Source organism: Streptomyces sp. ISL-99 (assembly GCF_018614005.1).
In the GTDB taxonomy this organism is placed as follows: Bacteria; Actinomycetota; Actinomycetes; order Streptomycetales; family Streptomycetaceae; genus Streptomyces; species Streptomyces flavidovirens.
Window position 1 is genome coordinate 1 of sequence record NZ_JAGGPC010000065.1, and the last position, 16,565, is coordinate 16,565.

At 71.0% G+C, this 16,565-nt stretch carries 23 protein-coding genes and 1 riboswitch; of the genes, 13 read left to right on the forward strand and 10 right to left on the reverse strand.

What is annotated here, in order from left to right; all coding sequences use genetic code 11:
• The 5 genes from J7E91_RS30825 to J7E91_RS30845 form a co-directional block, all read right to left on the reverse strand.
• Positions 1-585: urease accessory protein UreF (locus J7E91_RS30825; protein ID WP_214910117.1), on the reverse strand; the 585-nt coding region annotated here is incomplete at its 3' end.
• Between the two features lie 2 nt (positions 586-587).
• A complete protein-coding gene (locus tag J7E91_RS30830) occupies positions 588-2,309 on the reverse strand; it encodes an urease subunit alpha (protein WP_214910119.1) in 1,722 nt (573 codons plus the stop codon).
• On the reverse strand, positions 2,302-2,613 hold the full coding sequence (locus J7E91_RS30835) for an urease subunit beta (RefSeq protein WP_214910121.1): 312 nt from the start codon (positions 2,611-2,613) through the stop codon (positions 2,302-2,304). Before J7E91_RS30835 ends, J7E91_RS30830 begins: the two co-directional genes overlap by 8 nt.
• Positions 2,614-2,628: 15 nt before the next feature.
• Positions 2,629-2,931, reverse strand: a complete 303-nt coding sequence (locus J7E91_RS30840; protein ID WP_214910123.1) for an urease subunit gamma — start codon at positions 2,929-2,931, stop codon at positions 2,629-2,631.
• Between the two features lie 331 nt (positions 2,932-3,262).
• Complete coding sequence (locus J7E91_RS30845; protein WP_214910124.1) at positions 3,263-3,544, reverse strand: type II toxin-antitoxin system Phd/YefM family antitoxin; 282 nt, start codon at positions 3,542-3,544, stop codon at positions 3,263-3,265.
• A gap of 62 nt (positions 3,545-3,606) precedes the next feature.
• On the opposite strand from J7E91_RS30845, the gene J7E91_RS30850 reads away from it, so the two are divergent.
• The 4 genes from J7E91_RS30850 (at position 3,607) to J7E91_RS30865 (ending at position 5,974) form a co-directional block, all read left to right on the forward strand.
• Entirely contained in the window at positions 3,607-4,251 is a 645-nt protein-coding gene (locus J7E91_RS30850) for an ATP-dependent Clp protease proteolytic subunit (RefSeq protein WP_214910125.1), read from the forward strand.
• Between the two features lie 8 nt (positions 4,252-4,259).
• Entirely contained in the window at positions 4,260-4,568 is a 309-nt protein-coding gene (locus tag J7E91_RS30855; RefSeq protein WP_214910126.1) for a hypothetical protein, read from the forward strand.
• Between the two features lie 315 nt (positions 4,569-4,883).
• A riboswitch (cyclic di-AMP (ydaO/yuaA leader) is annotated at positions 4,884-5,066 on the forward strand.
• A 3-nt stretch (positions 5,067-5,069) separates the two neighbouring features.
• The gene (locus tag J7E91_RS30860) at positions 5,070-5,543 is read left to right on the forward strand and encodes a C40 family peptidase (RefSeq protein WP_214910127.1); all 474 of its coding nucleotides are present in this window, start codon (positions 5,070-5,072) and stop codon (positions 5,541-5,543) included.
• Positions 5,544-5,587: 44 nt separating this feature from the next.
• Entirely contained in the window at positions 5,588-5,974 is a 387-nt protein-coding gene (locus J7E91_RS30865) for a VOC family protein (protein WP_214910128.1), read from the forward strand.
• A 30-nt stretch (positions 5,975-6,004) separates the two neighbouring features.
• On the opposite strand, the gene J7E91_RS30870 is transcribed toward J7E91_RS30865, so the two are convergent.
• The gene (locus tag J7E91_RS30870; RefSeq protein ID WP_214910130.1) at positions 6,005-6,649 is read right to left on the reverse strand and encodes a LysE family translocator; all 645 of its coding nucleotides are present in this window, start codon (positions 6,647-6,649) and stop codon (positions 6,005-6,007) included.
• Between the two features lie 91 nt (positions 6,650-6,740).
• On the opposite strand from J7E91_RS30870, the gene J7E91_RS30875 reads away from it, so the two are divergent.
• Complete coding sequence (locus tag J7E91_RS30875) at positions 6,741-7,655, forward strand: LysR family transcriptional regulator (protein ID WP_214910132.1); 915 nt, start codon at positions 6,741-6,743, stop codon at positions 7,653-7,655.
• A 35-nt stretch (positions 7,656-7,690) separates the two neighbouring features.
• Here J7E91_RS30875 and J7E91_RS30880 read toward each other — a convergent pair whose 3' ends face one another.
• On the reverse strand, positions 7,691-8,134 hold the full coding sequence (locus J7E91_RS30880; protein ID WP_214910134.1) for an ATP-binding protein: 444 nt from the start codon (positions 8,132-8,134) through the stop codon (positions 7,691-7,693).
• 228 nt (positions 8,135-8,362) lie between these two features.
• Between J7E91_RS30880 and J7E91_RS30885 the strand changes: the two genes are divergently transcribed.
• Complete coding sequence (locus tag J7E91_RS30885) at positions 8,363-9,223, forward strand: helix-turn-helix transcriptional regulator (protein WP_214910136.1); 861 nt, start codon at positions 8,363-8,365, stop codon at positions 9,221-9,223.
• A gap of 9 nt (positions 9,224-9,232) precedes the next feature.
• Entirely contained in the window at positions 9,233-9,475 is a 243-nt protein-coding gene (locus J7E91_RS30890; RefSeq protein ID WP_214910137.1) for a DUF397 domain-containing protein, read from the forward strand.
• 19 nt (positions 9,476-9,494) lie between these two features.
• Here the strand turns inward: J7E91_RS30890 and J7E91_RS30895 are convergent, their stop codons facing one another.
• Positions 9,495-10,652, reverse strand: coding sequence for an 8-amino-7-oxononanoate synthase (locus tag J7E91_RS30895; RefSeq protein ID WP_214910138.1), 1,158 nt, complete (start codon positions 10,650-10,652; stop codon positions 9,495-9,497).
• A gap of 143 nt (positions 10,653-10,795) precedes the next feature.
• On the opposite strand from J7E91_RS30895, the gene bioB reads away from it, so the two are divergent.
• From bioB to J7E91_RS30920, 5 genes are all read left to right on the forward strand, one after another.
• Positions 10,796-11,935, forward strand: coding sequence for a biotin synthase BioB (gene bioB, locus J7E91_RS30900; protein WP_214910139.1), 1,140 nt, complete (start codon positions 10,796-10,798; stop codon positions 11,933-11,935).
• Positions 11,928-13,238 carry an adenosylmethionine--8-amino-7-oxononanoate transaminase gene (locus J7E91_RS30905; RefSeq protein ID WP_214910140.1) on the forward strand — a complete coding sequence of 437 codons (1,311 nt, stop codon included), beginning with the start codon at positions 11,928-11,930 and terminating at the stop codon, positions 13,236-13,238. The genes bioB and J7E91_RS30905 overlap by 8 nt, the downstream gene beginning before the upstream one ends.
• Before the next feature lie 388 nt (positions 13,239-13,626).
• Entirely contained in the window at positions 13,627-14,322 is a 696-nt protein-coding gene (bioD, locus tag J7E91_RS30910; RefSeq protein WP_214910141.1) for a dethiobiotin synthase, read from the forward strand.
• Between the two features lie 28 nt (positions 14,323-14,350).
• Entirely contained in the window at positions 14,351-14,713 is a 363-nt protein-coding gene (locus J7E91_RS30915; protein ID WP_214910142.1) for a VOC family protein, read from the forward strand.
• A gap of 40 nt (positions 14,714-14,753) precedes the next feature.
• A complete protein-coding gene (locus J7E91_RS30920; protein WP_214910143.1) occupies positions 14,754-15,470 on the forward strand; it encodes a class I SAM-dependent methyltransferase in 717 nt (238 codons plus the stop codon).
• A gap of 91 nt (positions 15,471-15,561) precedes the next feature.
• Here the strand turns inward: J7E91_RS30920 and J7E91_RS30925 are convergent, their stop codons facing one another.
• Positions 15,562-15,933 carry a fic family toxin-antitoxin system, toxin component gene (locus tag J7E91_RS30925; protein WP_214910145.1) on the reverse strand — a complete coding sequence of 124 codons (372 nt, stop codon included), beginning with the start codon at positions 15,931-15,933 and terminating at the stop codon, positions 15,562-15,564.
• Positions 15,930-16,157 carry an antitoxin gene (locus tag J7E91_RS30930; protein ID WP_214910147.1) on the reverse strand — a complete coding sequence of 76 codons (228 nt, stop codon included), beginning with the start codon at positions 16,155-16,157 and terminating at the stop codon, positions 15,930-15,932. The genes J7E91_RS30925 and J7E91_RS30930 overlap by 4 nt, the downstream gene beginning before the upstream one ends.
• Before the next feature lie 103 nt (positions 16,158-16,260).
• On the opposite strand from J7E91_RS30930, the gene J7E91_RS30935 reads away from it, so the two are divergent.
• A complete protein-coding gene (locus J7E91_RS30935) occupies positions 16,261-16,488 on the forward strand; it encodes a hypothetical protein (RefSeq protein ID WP_214910149.1) in 228 nt (75 codons plus the stop codon).
• Positions 16,489-16,565 lie beyond the last annotated feature (77 nt).

Consider the following 16,565-nt stretch of genomic DNA (forward strand, 5'->3'; position numbering starts at 1 on the left):
GGCGCGTCGCGCGACCTGGTCGAGTTCGGGTGCGAGGCGGGCGAGGACGGCGGTGGCCTCGAAGGGGTCCAGGCGGAGGAGGCGTACCACCGCGGTGGCGGGGCCGCGGACACTCTCGTACGCGACGCAGTGTGCGGCGTCCTCGGGCCCGAGCCCCGCCGCCCGCGCGGTGACGCCGAGCACGACGGGCTGGTGCGCGCCGCGCGGGCGCGCGGCGGCCAGCGCGTCGAGCGCGTCGCACGGCCAGGTGGCGCGGGCGGCGCGCATCAGCTGCCGGCCGAGCTTGCGTGCCGTTGCCCGCAGGGCGGGTGACGGCGTACGGGCGTCGGCGGCCTCGTCGAGTGCGAGGGCGTCGACACCGACGGCCGCGGCGGCGGCGAGCGCCGCCGAGGTGAGACCGGTGGTGTGCAGGCGGCCCCGGCAGAAGGCGGCGAGGTCCGTGGCGTCGCGGATACGCCCCGCCTTGACGGCAGCCTCGGCGCCGCCGGAGTGGGCGTGGCCGCCGGCGGGGAACCGCCCGTCCGCGAGGACGAGAAGGGCGGCCCGCGCCGCTCCCGGGTGCTCACTGCGCGTGGATGTGTCCATGGTCAGAAGAGGAAGTAACGCTGGGCCATGGGCAGTTCCGGGGCAGGCGCGGGTGCGACCGCGTCGCCGTCGATCGTCACCGTGAAGGTGTCGGGGTCGACCTCGACGCGCGGGAGTGCGTCGTTCTCTCGCATGTCGGCCTTGGTCACCCGCCGCGTGTTTCCGATGGGTACGAACCGCTTGCCGAGCCCGAGTCGTTCGGGCAGCCCGTCCTCGATCGCCGCCTGGGCGACGAAGTTGAAGGAGTTGGCGGCGGGAGCCCTGCCGAGCGCGCCGAACATCGGCCGGGGCATGACCGGCTGCGGGGTCGGGATGGAGGCGTTGGCGTCGCCCATCTGCGCGTACGCGATCTGCCCGCCCTTGATGACGAGCTGCGGCTTGACGCCGAAGAAGGCCGGCTCCCACAGCACGAGATCGGCGAGCTTCCCGCTTTCGACGGAGCCGATCTCGTGGTCGAGACCCTGTGCGACGGCCGGGTTGATCGTGTACTTGGCGACATAGCGACGCGCACGGTGGTTGTCGGCGCGTCCGTCGCCCGGCAGGGCGCCCCGGCGCTTCTTCATGACGTGCGCGGTCTGCCAGGTGCGCAGCGCGACCTCACCGATGCGGCCCATCGCCTGCGAGTCGGAGGAGATGATCGAGATGGCGCCGAGGTCGTGCAGGATGTCCTCGGCCGCGATGGTGGAGGGCCGGATCCGGGATTCGGCGAAGGCGAGGTCCTCCGGCACCGCCGGGTTGAGGTGGTGGCAGACCATCAGCATGTCGAGGTGTTCCTCGATGGTGTTGACGGTGTGCGGGCGGGTCGGGTTGGTGGAGCTGGGCAGGACGTACGGCTCGGAGACGACCGTGATGATGTCCGGTGCGTGTCCGCCGCCCGCTCCCTCCGTGTGGTACGCGTGGATGGTGCGCCCGGCGATGGCGGCGAGGGTGTCACCGACGAATCCGGCCTCGTTCAGCGTGTCGGTGTGGATGGCGAGCTGCGCGCCGGTCTCCGCGCACACACGGAGGCAGGTGTCGATGACGGCCGGGGTGGCGCCCCAGTCCTCGTGGATCTTGAAGCCGAGCGCGCCGCCGCGCAGTTGGGCGTGCATGGCGTCGCGGGACATGGTGTTGCCCTTGCCGAGCAGCCCGATGTTGACGGGGTAGTGCTCCAGCGCCTCGAACATCCGGGCCAGGTGCCAGCCGCCAGGCGTGACCGTGGTCGCCTTGGTGCCCTCGGCGGGGCCGGTGCCGCCGCCGACGAGCGTGGTGATCCCGGAGGAGAGCGCCTGGTCGACGACGGTCGGCGAGATGAAGTGGACGTGCGCGTCGATGGTCCCGGCGGTGAGGATCTTGCCGTTGCCGGCGATGATCTCGGTCTCGGGCCCGATGACCAGATCGGGGTGTACGCCGTCCATGGTGTCGGGGTTGCCGGCCTTGCCGATGCCGGTGATCCGCCCGTCCCGCAGGCCGATGTCGGCCTTCACGATGCCCCAGTGGTCGAGGATCACCGCGCCGGTGATGACGGTGTCGGGCGCGCCGTCGGCCCGGGTCGTCCGGGCCTGGCCCATGGACTCGCGGATGACCTTGCCGCCGCCGAACACCGCCTCGTCACCGGCGCGTCCGGGCCCGCCGCAGCGGTCCTCCTCGATCTCGATGAGCAGGTCGGTGTCGGCGAGGCGGATGCGGTCGCCGGTGGTGGGGCCGAACAGGTCGGCGTACACAGGGCGCGACAGCTCAGGCATCGAGGGCACCTCCGGTCTCCCCGCGCAGACCGGCGACGACGCGCCGGCCGCCGACGGGGACGAGTTCGACGTCGACGGGGATGCCGGGCTCGAAGCGCACGGCGGTGCCCGCGGCGATGTTCAGCCGCAGGCCGCGGGCGGCGGCGCGGTCGAAGACGAGGCCGGGGTTGGCCTCGGCGAAGTGGTAGTGGGAGCCGACCTGGACAGGCCGGTCGGCCGCGTTCAGGACGGTCAGGCGGGTGACGGGCAAGGTCGCGTTGAGAGCGACCGGCTCGTCGGCGTACAGGATTTCCCCGGGGATCATCGCGCCGCTCTCCCGTCAGGCGATCGGTTCATGGACGGTGACGAGCTTGGTGCCGTCCGGGAAGGTCGCCTCGACCTGCACGTCGTGGATCATCTCGGGGAGGCCCTCCATGACGTCGTCACGGGTGAGCACCTTGCGGCCCGACGACATGAGTTCGGCGACGGTGCGGCCGTCGCGGGCGCCTTCGAGGATGTGGGAGGTGATGAGGGCGATCGATTCGGGGTGATTGAGCTTCACTCCGCGCGCCCGGCGCTTCTCCGCCACGTCCGCCGCCACGTGGATGAGCAGTCTTTCCTGCTCGTGCGGGGTCAGTTGCACGCGTGCTACCTCCAGTCCTGCCGCCAGGCCGCCCGGGCCGGGGGCAGGCGGAATCCAACGCGTCTGCGAGGCTGAGGACGGGAACGGAACCACGGCGTCCACCTCGGGCGCAGCGGGACCATATCCAACTTCAACACTCTGTTGACCTGCGTTTTCTCACCACGCGGCCAGGCATTGCACGTTAGAGCGGAAGTTTTTCCAACGCGTTAACTGGGCCTTTGCACGTCCATGGTCATCAACGCGCTCAGTCCCCCCCCCCCCCCCCCCCGCTTGACTCACGGGCCGGGCCGGGTCGTATACGGCGCGGAGGGCCGCCCGCCTCGCGGAGGCGTCAGTTGCCGGGCGTTTCGCCCCGGTGCTCGGCGGCGATACCGAAGCGACGCCGTTCGCCCGCAGCGGACGACGCCGACCCGATCGTGGAGACCGAACTGATCACCGACTCCTCGGCGGCTTCCTGCTCACCCTCGAGTCGTTCCAGGTCAGCGGCGGAGACCAGCGCCACCAACGGCTTCCCGTGCCGGGTCACGACCACCCGTTCACCGCCGTAGACGACGCGGTTGATCAGCTCTGCCAGCTCTGCCCGGGCTTGCGTCACCGGAATCTCGTAGGCCATGCTCCCCATAGTACGAGCTGTACGTCCTGTACATTTTTTACAGAGACCCCGGAGGCATCGCCATGCACCGACCCCCCGCCCACAGCACCCGCTACGTACTGCCCGAGTTCACGGAACGCACGAGCACCGGGAGCCGCACGGTCGATCCGTACTCGAAGCTGCTCGACGAGCGCATCGTCTTCCTGGGGACGGCCGTCGACGACACCGCGGCCAATGACGTGATGGCGCAGTTCATGCATCTCGAACACGCCGCCCCCGACCGGGACATCTCGCTCTACATCAACTCCGCCGGCGGCTCGCACACCGCCATGACCGCGATCTACGACACGATCCAGTTCGTCACCTGCGACGTCGAGACGATCTGCCTGGGCCAGGCCGCGTCCTCCGCCGCCGTGCTGCTCGCGGCCGGCACGCCGGGCAAGCGCCTCGCGCTGCCGGGAGCCCGGGTGCTGCTCAGCCAGCCCTCCATCGACCGGCCCGTGCACGGCCAGCCCTCCGACCTGGAGATCGAGGCAAGGGAGTTGACGCGCATGCGTGAGCTGCTCACCGGACTCCTCGCGCGGCACACCGGCCAGAGCGTGGCGCGCGTCGACGAGGACATCGAGCGCGACAAGGTGTTCACGGCCGAAGCGGCGGCGGCGTACGGCCTGGTGGACCACGTCGTACAGAGCCGCAAGGCCTCCCTCACGTTTTCCTCGCCGAGGTGAATCCGCGCATGCTGCCGCCCGAACTGCCGCCGCTGCCCGCACTGACGCGCGCCGAGTGCGAGTTCGTCGACCGCTACCTCGAAGTCCTCGACCTGATGGGACGCATCAACCCCGCACGGGGCGCGGACACCTACGGCGCCCTGCGGGCGGCACAGGCCCTCGCCGGGAAGGCCGCCGCCCTGCGGGACGCGCTCGCCCTGATGCACGAACGCGGCGAGACGCGCGTGCATGCCGCCACGCTCGCGCGGGCCTTGCGCGTGCTCGACGGAGAGCGACGGGCGGGCCGCGTCACCCTCCCGCCGGTATCAGCGAGTTGACACACAGCCAGCCACCTACCCCCCATTGGCGTACGAGAAGAGCTCATCCAAACGGCGTAGGAAATACCTGAACAGCGGTACGGCCCAACTTGCGCAACCTGCCTACGCGCCAGGCGGAATTGAGCATTCCGCCGCTGGTACGGCCATCGCCGGGCACCCGCGCCCCGCGCCGCAAATTCCCCTGTCCACCCGAACGGGTCATCGGTGAGCAGCCTCACAAAACGCCGTTTCGGCTCGGAAATCCGGTGGTTCATGAGTCAAGATCCCTGGGACGACAAGCCCCCGCCACCGCGGCGGGGCGGTCCGGGCGGACGCTGAGTCCTGCCGCCGTCCCGGATGACTGGTCGACAGGAGTGCATCGGCAGGAGTGGAGGACCCAAGCAGTACGGGGTGACCGGAGACGGTCGTCCCTCGGGGTGAAGCCGCGTCACGCGGCCGGGCATCTTCGCCTGTCCGAACCCGACAGGTCATCCTTCACAGGCGGCTGACGAAGGGTTGCGCATGACCGCGCACAGGAATGTCCCGACCGTACTGTCCCGGGCCGGAGCCGCTTCGGCTCTCACCCTCGCCGCGATCGGCGGCACGATGCTGGCGCCGGGGGCCGTCCCCGAAGCACACGCCGCAGCGCACTCGACGAAGGCGCTCAACGTCGCCGCGTCGAAGAAGGGGGCCCCGTACAGGTACGGGGCAGCGGGCCCGAGCCGGTTCGACTGCTCAGGGCTGACGCTCTATTCGTACAAGAAGGTCGGCAAGAGCCTGCCGCGCACCGCCCAGGCCCAGTACAACAAGACCCGGCACATCTCCGCCTCCAGCCGCCAGCGCGGCGACCTGGTCTTCTTCCACTCCGGGCGGAGCGTCTACCACGTGGGCATCTACGCGGGGAGCGGCAAGATCTGGCACTCCCCCAAGTCGGGGTCCGTGGTCAAGCTGGAGAAGATCTGGTCCAAGAGCGTCTGGTACGGCCGGGTGCGCTGAATTCTCCGCACAAACTGTCGATCCGGGAAGGTACGTTCGTCTCCATGACCTTCCTGAATCCGGTACGTCACATCACCTTCGATGCCCACGACCCGTACGCCGTCGCCGAGTTCTGGTCCCACCTGACCGGCTACAAGCTGCTGGACGCGCCGGGCGACGACGAGGTGCTGATCGATCCGGAACAACCCGAGGTGCCCGGACTCCTGTTCATCCGGGTGCCGGAGGGCAAGGCCGTCAAGAACCGCGTCCACCTCGACATCCAGCCGCCGCGCGGCACGCGGGATGCCGAGGTGGAGCGGCTCGCCGCGCTCGGTGCGCGGATCGTCAGCGACCGTCGCACCGAGGACGGTCTCGGCTGGGTCGTCATGGCCGACCCCGAGGGCAACGAGTTCTGCGTGGAGCGCAGCGCTGAGGAGCGCGGGCTCGTCTGACGGGGTGCGGGGTGGCCCGCGGTCCGGCGGTTACGCGGCCGCCGTCACCGGTCCTGCCAGCAGGGCCACCCCCAGCACGACGAGCGCGATCCCGCTGACCGCTTCCACGGCGCGGGCCGCGCCCGGCCGCCGCAGCCAGGCGCCGAGCCCGTCCACCAGCAGGGCCACGGCCGGGAACCACAGCAGCGCCAGTACGACGACGATCGTGGCGAGCAACAGGGTCCTGGGCAGCGGCTGCTGGTCCGCGGGCACGAACTGGGGAAGCAGACTGAGGAAGAGCACCGGCGCCTTGGGGTTGAGCGCGTTGGTGAGGAAGCCCTGGCGCAGACTGCGCCCGGTGCCGCCGGCCGTTCCCCCCTCCGGCTCCGGTTCCTCCTTCCGCGGCGGCGCCGGGCGCAGCGCGGACCACAGGGCCCGGTAGCCGAGGAAGAGGATGTAGGCGCCGCCGAGCAGCTGGATCGCGCGGAAGAGCGCCGGCACGGCGACCAGTACGGCGGCGAGTCCCGCCACGGCCAGCGCCGTGTGGACGAGGAGCCCGCCCGCGACCCCTACCGCGCACGCCACCCCGTCCCGGCGGGATGCCAGTGCGTTGCGTACGACGACGGTGAAATCCGCGCCGGGCATGGCGACCATGCCCGCGGCGACGCCCGTGAAGGCGACCAGCTGTGCGTCCATGCCCTCCAGCCTGGCCGCTCCAGGGCTTTAGCATGTACTTGCGATCTTCTGGGTCTGCCTAAAGGAATGCTTAAAGAAGAGGGACCGCCGGATGTACGACCCGACCCGGCTCGCGGCGCTGGTGGCGGTCGCCGAGGCCGGTTCAATCACGCGGGTCGCCGCGCGCCTGGGCTACACCGCACCCGCCCTGTCCCAGCAGCTCGCGAAGCTGGAGCGGGAGGCGGGCGCCGCTCTGCTGGTACGCCACCACCGCGGGGCCCGCCTGACGGCGGCCGGCGAACTGCTGGCGGCGCGGGCCCGCCGCGTACTGGACGAGATGGACCAGGCGCGGCACGAGCTCGCCCGGCTGGCGGGCCTGTCCGGCGGACGCCTGCGCGTGGGTACGTTCACCACGGCCGGGATCCATCTGCTGCCGCCCGTGCTCAGTGCCTTCCGCCGCGCCCATCCGGACGTGGAACTGGCGGTGGCCGACTACGAGCCGCCCGACGGCGTCTCGGCGGTTGCCTCGGGCGCGGTCGACCTGGCGCTGACCCACGCCTACGAGCCCGCGCCGCCCGTACCGTTGCCCGCCGGAGTCGCGGCGGAGCTCCTGCTGGTCGAGGAGCTCGTACTGGTGACAGCGCCCGGCCACGCGCTGGCCGGCGGCTCCGGGCGGCTGCCGGTCGCCGAACTCGCCGGGCAGCCGCTGATCAGCAGCGCGCCCTCGCATCCGCCCCGGCAGGGCGTAGAGGCGGCGCTGGCCACGGCGGGGGCAACGCCGGCAGTGGTGTGCGAGTCGCCGGGGTACGCCCTGGTGTGCGCCCTGGTCAGTGCGGGGCTGGGGGTGGCAGTGGTGCCGGAGATGGTCGCCGCGATGGCGATGACCCCGCTGGGCGTACGGGCGCTGGAGCCGGCCGGGCTGCGGCGCACGATCTCGGTGGCGCACCGGCCGGGCGAGGCGAGCCCGGCGGCGGACACGCTGCGCGCGCTGCTGCGCGGCGCGTTCGGCAGGGCCGGGGCATCCTGACGGCCCTGATGCCTCTTCCTGGCCGACGGGTGCCTCTACTGGGCGACGGGCTGCTGCACGGGAACGGACCAGGGCAGTTCGATCCACACGGTCTTGCCCCCTTGGCGGGTGGGCTGGACGGAGACCCGCCCACCGCATTCGGCGGTGAGACACCGGATGATCACTATGCCGCGCCCGTTGTCCTGCTGGACGGCCGCGGGAAGCCGTTTCGGCCAGCGGGGGTGGCTGTCGGTGACGCCGATGCGCAACTGCTCGTCCCGGTCGAGCTGTACGTCAACGGTGAACGTCGGCGACTGCCCGAAAGTGTGCTGAACGGCATTGGTGGCCAGCTCCGAAACGATCAGCCGTACGGTATCGGCGGCGTCGGATCCCGGGGGCATGCCCCACTCGCCGAGAATCTCCGCGACATATCTCCTCGCGGCGGAGACCGAGGCTGGCTCGCTCGGCAGAGTGACGGATGCTTCCTGGTGGTCTGCCATGGCGACGCTGTCCCTTTCCCACCGGGGCCGGACTCCGACTCGTAGCGGATGAACTTCGAGGACGGCCTCGGATTGTGCTCCGTCGCCAGAGTGCCACTCATGGTGCTCCGATAGGGCCTGATCACCCAAGATATGCATATATCTGTCGCTCGATGCGGTGAACTCTGCTACGCGAGACCGTATTCGGGCTCGAACCGGCGCATCCTCGCCGGTTGGAAGGAGGCGGACATGCGGCAGAGTCCCGCGGTACGTCGGCGCAAGCTCGGAGAGGAGCTGCGGAGACTGCGCGACAAGGCCGGGCTCACCAGCCCCGAGGCCGCCCGCCTGGTCGGGTGGCACCAGTCGAAGGTGAGCAGGATCGAGACAGGTCGCAGCGCCGTGAAGCCGTCCGACGTGAACCGGCTGCTCGACGCGTACGGAGTCACCGACCCCCGACTGAGGGAGCTGGTCAACGCGTTCACGAGCCCACCGGCCCATGAGGACGGCAAGCACTGGTGGCATGCGTACCGCGGTCTGCTGCCGCCCCAGTACCGGGACCTCATCAGCCTGGAGTCACAGGCGAGTTCGGCGCGCACCCTGGAGACCACGGTGGTGCCGGGGCTGCTTCAGACCCCGGACTACGCACGGGCGGTGACGCGGGCGGCGCTCGCGGGCCTGCCCGCGGCGAAGGTCGATTCGCTGGTCGAGGTGCGGATCACCCGTCAGGAAGTGCTGGGTTCGGGAAGGCCGCTGGAATTGAGCGCGGTGCTGGACGAGGCGGTGCTGCGTCGGCCGGTGGGCGGCCGGCAGATCATGAAACAGCAGTTACGGCAGTTACTGACGGTGGCAGAATCGCCTCATGTCCGTTTACAGGTCCTGCCGTTCGAGTTCGGAGCGCACATTGGACTCACGGGCCCTTTCGTTATCTTCTCCTTTCCGAACATTGCTGATCTGGATGTGGTTGTTATCGACCACTTGACGAGTAGCTTCTACCTGGAACGGAAAGAAGACCTCAAGGCGTACGACGCCGCGTTCAACGCGCTTCAGGAACAGGCTCTTTCACCAGAGGAATCATCCGCTCTCATCACGCGTATCAGTGATGGCCGGTAGGGAGGCCCCGTGTCCGCACCTCTTGCGAACTTACCTTCCAGCACTCTCGTGCACGGAGCCCGGTGGCGGCGCAGCAGCCGCAGCACCGGGATGAACAACTGCGTCGAGGCGGCCCGCCTCAACGACGGCCTGCTGGCCGTGCGCGACTCCAAGAACGTCACCCGGCCCGCCCTGCTGTTCGGGTCGGACACATGGACGTGCTTCCTGTCCGCCGTGCGCGACGAGGCGCTCGGCCAGGGCAGCCGAAGCTGACCGGCTGAGCGATCAAGCGTCAGAAGGCGGCGGTGGGAGCGGTCCGCACGACCGTGGCCACCGCTTCCTCGACCTGCGGGTCCGTCAGGTCCGCGCGAGCGGTCAGTCTGAGCCTGGAGATCCCGTCCGGCACCGACGGCGGACGGAAACAGCCCACGACGAGACCGGCGGCCCGGCAGTCGGCGGCCCAACGCACCGCCTCCTCGGGCGAGGGCGCCAGGACCGACACCACGGCGGAGTCCGGACGTACGGCGGAAAGACCCGCGTCCGTCAGCCCGCGGTGCAGTGACACGGCGACCGTACGGGCCCTCGCGGCCAGCTCCGGTTCGCGGCGCAGCAGCCGTACGCTCGCCAGCGCCGCGCCCGCCGCGGCCGGTGCCAGGCCGGTGTCGAAGATGAACGTACGAGCCGTGTTGACCAGGTGGTCGATGACCCGGGCCGGGCCGAGGACCGCTCCGCCCTGACTGCCGAGCGACTTGGAGAGGGTGAGCGTGGCGACGACGCCGCCCGCTCCCGCCAGGCCCGCCGCGTCCAGGGCGCCCCTGCCTCCGTCACCGAGCACCCCGAGGCCGTGGGCGTCGTCGACGAGGAGGGCGGCGCCGTACGCGCGGCAGGCGGCTGCCAGTTCGGGCAGGGGCGCCGCGTCGCCGTCCACCGAGAAGACCGAGTCGGTGACGGCGAGGGCGCGGCCGTCGTGCGCGTCGAGCGTCTTGCGTACGGCGTCGGGGTCGGCGTGCGGCACAACAGCGGTCGTGGCGCGCGAGAGCCGGCAGCCGTCCACGATCGAGGCGTGGTTGAGGGCGTCGGAAACGATCATCGAACCGTGGCCGCTGAGCGCGGTGAGGGCGGCAAGGTTGGCGGCGTAACCGGAGGAGAGGACCAGGGCCGCCTCGAAGCCACAGAAATCGGCCAATTCCCGCTCAAGTTCGGCATGCAGCCGCGTGCTGCCGGTGACCAGCCGCGACCCGGTGGCGCCGGCGCCCCAGCGGCGGGCGGCGTCCGCGGCGGCGGCGGTGACCTCCGGGCGGTGCGTGAGGCCGAGGTAGTCGTTGCTCGCGAGGTCGAGCAGGGCGGACTCGGCGGGGCGCGGGCGCAGCGTCCTGACGAGCCCGGCCCTGGCACGTACCGCCGCCTGCTCGTCGATCCAGTCGAACGGGTCGAATGGTCCCTGGGGCATGGAAGAGTCCCTTTTGTAGGCAGCCCACAGACACTAGCCGGGCTCGTGCGAGGGCAGGGTGTGGCAATACCCACACCTCGTGAGGCCGCTCTTGTGCGGTTCCTCCTTGGCGGCAGGCGGCGCCGTAGGTCAGGATCGGCTCCATGGACCTGCTGAACACGCTGGTGGAGAAGGGGCTGCGGCGCGAGCTGCCGACCCGCGAAGAGGCGCTCGCCGTGCTGGCGACGACCGACGACGAGCTGCTCGATGTGGTGGCCGCGGCCGGAAAGGTACGCCGCCAGTGGTTCGGACGGCGGGTGAAACTCAACTATCTGGTGAACCTCAAGTCGGGCCTGTGCCCCGAGGACTGTTCGTACTGCTCGCAGCGGCTCGGCTCGAAGGCCGGGATCCTGAAGTACACCTGGCTGAAGCCCGACGAGGCGTCCAAGGCAGCGGCCGCGGGGGTCGCGGGCGGGGCGAAGCGGGTGTGCCTGGTCGCGAGCGGGCGCGGGCCGACGGACAAGGACGTCGACCGCGTCTCGAAGACGATCGAGGCGATCAAGGACCAGAACGAGGACGTCGAGGTGTGCGCCTGCCTCGGCCTGCTGTCGGACGGACAGGCCGAGCGGCTGCGGGCGGCGGGCGCCGACGCGTACAACCACAACCTGAACACGTCCGAGGCGACGTACGGGGACATCACCACCACCCACACCTACGCCGACCGCGTGGAGACGGTCCAGCAGGCGCAGGCCGCGGGCATGTCCGCGTGCTCGGGCCTGATCGCGGGCATGGGTGAGACGGACGCCGACCTGGTGGACGTGGTCTTCGCGCTGCGCGAGCTCGACCCCGACTCGGTGCCGGTGAACTTCCTGATCCCGTTCGAGGGGACGCCGCTCGCCAAGGAGTGGAATCTGACGCCGCAGCGGGCGCTGCGCATTCTGGCCATGGTGCGGTTCGTCTGCCCGGACGTCGAGGTGCGGCTCGCGGGCGGGCGCGAGGTGCACCTGCGGACCATGCAGCCGCTGGCGCTGCACCTGGTCAACTCGATCTTCCTCGGCGACTACCTGACCAGTGAGGGCCAGGCCGGCCAGGCGGATCTGGAGATGATCGCCGACGCCGGTTTCGAGGTGGAGGGGACGGACACGACGACCCTGCCGGAGCACCGCGGCGGTGGCGGCTGCGCGTCGGCGTGCGGCGAGCCGGCGGCCGACGAGGATGCGTCCCCGGAAATTCCGGCCGCCCGTACGGACCTCGTGTCGGTACGACGGCGGGGCGCCGGGACGGACCTCGCGCCCAATGCCTGAGCAGCCCCTCTCCCCCGCCGAGCTGCTCCGGCTCGACCGCGAGCACGTGTGGCATCCGTACGGTCCGATGCCGGGCCGGGCGGAGCCGCTGCTGGTGGACTCGGCGTCCGGCGTACGCCTTCGCCTCGCTCAGCCCGCCCACGGGCAGGACGAGTTGATCGACGGCATGTCGTCCTGGTGGTCGGCGGTCCACGGCTACAACCACCCGGTCCTCAACGAGGCGGCGCGCGGTCAGCTCGACCGGATGAGCCATGTGATGTTCGGCGGGCTCACCCATGAACCGGCGGTGCGCCTGGCCGCGAAGCTGGTGGAGATCACTCCCGAGCCGCTGCGGCACGTGTTCCTGGCCGACTCCGGTTCGGTGTCGGTCGAGGTCGCGGTCAAGATGTGCCTCCAGTACTGGCGCTCGGTGGGCCGCCCGGGCAAGCAACGGCTGCTGACGTGGCGCGGCGGTTACCACGGGGACACCTGGCAGCCGATGGCGGTGTGCGACCCCGACGGCGGGATGCACGAGCTGTGGCAGGGGGTGCTGCCGCGCCAGGTCTTCGCGGACGCGCCGCCGGCCGAGTACGACGCGGCGTACGCCGACCACCTGCGCGAGCTGATCGCCCGTCACGCGGACGAGCTGGCGGCGGTGATCGTGGAGCCGGTGGTACAGGGCGCGGGCGGGATGCGCTTCCACTCGCCCGAGTACCTGCGGGTGCTGCGGGAGGCGTGCGACAAGCACGGCGTACTGCTGATCTTCGACGAGATCGCGACCGGCTTCGGCCGTACGGGAACGCTCTTCGCCTCGGAGCACGCGTCGGTCTCGCCCGATGTCCTGTGCCTGGGCAAGGCGCTGACCGGCGGCTATCTGACGATGGCGGCGACGCTGTGCACGGCCGGGGTGGCCGACGGCATCTCACGCGGCGAGGTGCCGGTCCTGGCCCACGGCCCGACGTTCATGGGCAACCCGCTGGCTTCGGCGGTGGCCTGCGCCTCGATCGATCTGCTGCTCGCCCAGGACTGGCAGGGCGAGGTCAAGCGCATCGAAGCGGGGCTGGGCGACGGCCTGGCGGAGGTCGCGGGACTGCCGGGGGTACGGGACGTACGGGTGCTGGGCGCGATCGGCGTCGTACAGCTGCACCGCGCTCTCGACGAGGCCGCCATGGCGGCGGCGACGGAGGCGGCGGTACGGGAGGGCGTTTGGCTGCGCCCGTTCCGCGACCTGATCTACACGATGCCGCCGTACGTCACGAACGACGCGGACCTGGCCCGCATCTGCGGGGCGGTACGAGCGGCAGCGGCATCGACGGGCGCGTAAGTGGCTCTTTCCCCGACCCGCCCCTTCCCGGCTGTGACATTTGCGGCTCCGCCGCGTGGGGGCAAGCCCCAGACCCCGGACGCCCTCCGGGCGTGTCCTCAAACGCCGGACGGGCTGGATGGTTGCCCCCTGGGCAACTTCCAGCCCCTCCGGCGCTTGAGGACCGGGGACTGGGGCGGAGCCCGAGCAACCCCCGGCCCACTCCAGCCCGTCCGGCACTTGAGGACCGGGGTCTGGGGCAGCGCCCCACCAACCCCCGGCCCACCCCAGCCCGTCCGGCGTTTGAGGACCGGGGTCTGGGGCGGAGCCCCAGTTCGGGAAGGGGCGGGGTGGGGAAAGGCCCGCCGCAGGCGCCAGACACGCACTACGTAAGGCAGGAACACACCGCATGGCCGTCATCGTCATCAGTGGCACCGGAACCGAGATCGGCAAGACCGTCGTCACCGCCGCCCTCGCAGCCGTCGCCCGATCCCAGGGCCGTACCGTCGCCGTGCTCAAACCCGCCCAGACCGGGCTCGCCCCGGGCGAGCCGGGGGACGCCGACGAGGTCGTGCGGCTGGCGGGCGACGGAGTGACCGGCGTCGAACTCGCCCGGTTCCCCGAGCCACTGGCGCCCGCGACCGCCGCCCGCCGAGCGGACCTGCCCCCCGTACGGCCGCACGACGTCGCCACGGCGGCGGCCAAACTGGCCACCGAGTACGACCTCGTGCTCGTCGAAGGCGCGGGCGGCCTCCTCGTCCGCTTCGACGACGAAGGCGCCACCCTCGCCGACGCCGCCCGCCTCCTCGACGCGCCCGTCCTCGTCGTCACCCCGGCCTCCCTCGGCACACTGAATTCGACCGCGCTGACCGCCGAGGCCCTGCGCGCCCGCGGAATCGAGCTGCTCGGAGTCGTCATCGGCAGCTGGCCCAGCGCTCCCGGCCTCGCGGAACGGTGCAATGTGATCGATCTGCCCGAGGCAGCCGGAGGAGCCCCCCTGCTCGGCGCCGTCCCCGAAGGCGCGGGCGCCCTGGCCCCGGCTGAATTCCGTACCCGCGCCACGACTTGGCTCGCGCCCCCGCTGGGCGGGACCTGGCAGCCGTAACACCCGTAACGCCCGTATGGTCGTTGCCATGCGAGCACGTATCGACGAGATCGTCTTCGATTGCGCGGACCCGGCCGCCCTGGTCCGCTTCTGGGCCGCCCTGCTGGGCGGCGAACCGGTCGACCGGAGTCCGGACTGGTCGTACGTCGACCCGCCGGACTGGACCCGGGTCGCGTTCCAGCGCGTACCGGAGGGGAAGGCCGTCAAGAACCGGCTGCATCTCGACCTGGACGCGGGCGATCTGGACACGGCGAGTGCCGAGGCGGAGCGCCTCGGCGCGACCAGGACCGGCGGCATCGTCACCGACGAGCACGGCTCCTTCCAGGTGCTTCTGGACCCGGAAGGCAACGAGTTCTGCTTCGTGAGCGGCGTGAGCCGCCCGACGGGGTAAGTATCGCGGTATCCGTACGCCCCACCGGAGGAGGTCCGCGATGCCCGAGCGCCGCAGCAAGATTCCCCGGGACGCCGTGCACCACCCGCTCTTCGCACGCTTCTACGCCCGCTTCAGCGTGGCGGCCGACCTCAGAGGCGGGGTGGCGGCGCATCGCGCGGAGCTGTTGTCCGGCCTCTCGGGCCGGGTCATCGAGATCGGCGCGGGCAACGGGCTGAACTTCGCCCATTACCCGTCGGCCGTCTCGGAGGTCGTGGCCATCGAACCGGAGCGCAGCCTGCGCCGGTTGGCCGTCAAGGCCGCCCTGGACGCCGGGGTCCCGGTGGACGTGGTGCCGGGCGCCGCGGAGGCACTGCCGGTCAAGAGCGAGGCGTTCGACGCGGCGGTGGTGTCGCTGGTGCTGTGCAGCGTACGGGACGTGCCGCGCGCCCTCTCCGAGATCAGGCGCGTCCTGCGGCCCGGCGGCGAGCTGCGCTTCTTCGAGCACGGCAGGGGCGAGGGCAGGGCCATGGTGACGGCCCAGCGGGTGCTGGACCGCACTGTGTGGCCGGTGCTCTTCGGTGGCTGTCACACCGCACGCGACCCGCTGGCGGGCATCGCGGCGGCGGGGTTCGACATCGGCACGTACCGGCGGCTGTTCATACCGGAGAAGGGCCCCAGGCTGCCGTCGTCGCCGTGCGTGCTGGGCGTGGCGCACCGGCCTCCGGAGAACTCGGAGACCCGGCAGCAGGCTCCGGACATCCCGGAGGTCCCGTAGAGGCCGTTCCCGTAGAGGCCGGACGTCCCGTAAACCCCGGAGATCCCATAGAGCCCGGAGCTTCCGGAAGCCGGCCGCTGGGCCGTCGCGCTCACAGGCTCCACTGCCGCAGCTCGTCCGCGATCACGTGCACGTCCGCCTTGCCCTCCTTGACGAGCCTGGCCAGGTCCCGCACCTGTTCGGGCGAGGTCACGACCTTCAGCCCGCAGGCGACGAGATAGCCGTACGCGACGGCCGAGGCGAACATCGCGTTCGAGCGCTCCAGCGCCGGCACGTGCAGCAGCAGCTGGAGCAGGGCGGCCGCGCGGGCGGCCGGATCGCTGTAGACGGGGATCCCGAATATCTCCGCCTCGTGCCGGGCCACGGCGGCGACGAGCGCGCCCCAGTCGACGACCTGCGGGTCACCCGGAGTCTTGTGTTCGGCGATCATGAGGAGCCAGGCGAGGTCGATCTTGAGAGTCAACGCTTGCCTTCGCGCTCCGTGCCGAACTCCTCCGCGAACACCGACTCGTACTGCTTCATGAAGTCGGACGCGGCCTCGACGAAGGTACGTCCCACCTCCCCCGCGTCCTGCCTGACGAGCTCCTCGATGTAGCGGTTCACGCTCATCCCCCGCTGGAGGGCGCGCTGTCGCGCGGCCTCGGCGGTGGTCTCGTCCACCCGTACGTTCAGCTGAGTCTTTGCCACACCACCAAGCTAGCGCGGCGGCGCTAGCACCGGCAAGGGGGGCGCGACAAGGGGTGAGAAAAGGGTCGACGCGGTGACGCGCGGGGTGGTGGGATGCCCAGGCATGGATGATCTTCGTATACGGGCCGCGACGCCCGACGACCTCGACGCGGTGCTGGCTTTCTGGAAGGAGGCCGCCGAGGGAACGAGCATCAGCGACGACCGCGCGGGCGTCGAGCGGCTGGTCGCCCGCGACCCCGATTCGCTGATCCTGGCTGACCACGCCTGGCGCGCCGCGGGGTACGCCCCGGAGGAGCAGTGGCGGCGGTGGGTCAAGCCGCTCACAGGGTGACATTTGGGCTGACTTCTGTCGCAATTCGCTCGTCCCTCTACCATGGGCGGATCATTCACCCCCTTTTTTTGAAAGGT

What these genes read in the sequence shown, in the direction of transcription:
- J7E91_RS30935 (WP_214910149.1), top strand. Translation starts at nt 16,261, where the DNA reads ATGGATGATCTTCGTATACGGGCCGCGACGCCCGACGACCTCGACGCG.
- J7E91_RS30870 (WP_214910130.1), bottom strand. Translation starts at nt 6,649, where the DNA reads ATGGACGCACAGCTGGTCGCCTTCACGGGCGTCGCCGCGGGCATGGTC.
- J7E91_RS30850 (WP_214910125.1), top strand. Translation starts at nt 3,607, where the DNA reads ATGCACCGACCCCCCGCCCACAGCACCCGCTACGTACTGCCCGAGTTC.
- J7E91_RS30915 (WP_214910142.1), top strand. Translation starts at nt 14,351, where the DNA reads ATGCGAGCACGTATCGACGAGATCGTCTTCGATTGCGCGGACCCGGCC.
- J7E91_RS30845 (WP_214910124.1), bottom strand. Translation starts at nt 3,544, where the DNA reads ATGGCCTACGAGATTCCGGTGACGCAAGCCCGGGCAGAGCTGGCAGAG.
- J7E91_RS30830 (WP_214910119.1), bottom strand. Translation starts at nt 2,309, where the DNA reads ATGCCTGAGCTGTCGCGCCCTGTGTACGCCGACCTGTTCGGCCCCACC.
- bioB (WP_214910139.1), top strand. Translation starts at nt 10,796, where the DNA reads ATGGACCTGCTGAACACGCTGGTGGAGAAGGGGCTGCGGCGCGAGCTG.
- J7E91_RS30855 (WP_214910126.1), top strand. Translation starts at nt 4,260, where the DNA reads ATGCTGCCGCCCGAACTGCCGCCGCTGCCCGCACTGACGCGCGCCGAG.
- J7E91_RS30905 (WP_214910140.1), top strand. Translation starts at nt 11,928, where the DNA reads ATGCCTGAGCAGCCCCTCTCCCCCGCCGAGCTGCTCCGGCTCGACCGC.
- J7E91_RS30920 (WP_214910143.1), top strand. Translation starts at nt 14,754, where the DNA reads ATGCCCGAGCGCCGCAGCAAGATTCCCCGGGACGCCGTGCACCACCCG.
- J7E91_RS30895 (WP_214910138.1), bottom strand. Translation starts at nt 10,652, where the DNA reads ATGCCCCAGGGACCATTCGACCCGTTCGACTGGATCGACGAGCAGGCG.
- J7E91_RS30885 (WP_214910136.1), top strand. Translation starts at nt 8,363, where the DNA reads ATGCGGCAGAGTCCCGCGGTACGTCGGCGCAAGCTCGGAGAGGAGCTG.
- J7E91_RS30880 (WP_214910134.1), bottom strand. Translation starts at nt 8,134, where the DNA reads ATGGCAGACCACCAGGAAGCATCCGTCACTCTGCCGAGCGAGCCAGCC.
- J7E91_RS30865 (WP_214910128.1), top strand. Translation starts at nt 5,588, where the DNA reads ATGACCTTCCTGAATCCGGTACGTCACATCACCTTCGATGCCCACGAC.
- J7E91_RS30860 (WP_214910127.1), top strand. Translation starts at nt 5,070, where the DNA reads ATGACCGCGCACAGGAATGTCCCGACCGTACTGTCCCGGGCCGGAGCC.
- J7E91_RS30835 (WP_214910121.1), bottom strand. Translation starts at nt 2,613, where the DNA reads ATGATCCCCGGGGAAATCCTGTACGCCGACGAGCCGGTCGCTCTCAAC.
- bioD (WP_214910141.1), top strand. Translation starts at nt 13,627, where the DNA reads ATGGCCGTCATCGTCATCAGTGGCACCGGAACCGAGATCGGCAAGACC.
- J7E91_RS30875 (WP_214910132.1), top strand. Translation starts at nt 6,741, where the DNA reads ATGTACGACCCGACCCGGCTCGCGGCGCTGGTGGCGGTCGCCGAGGCC.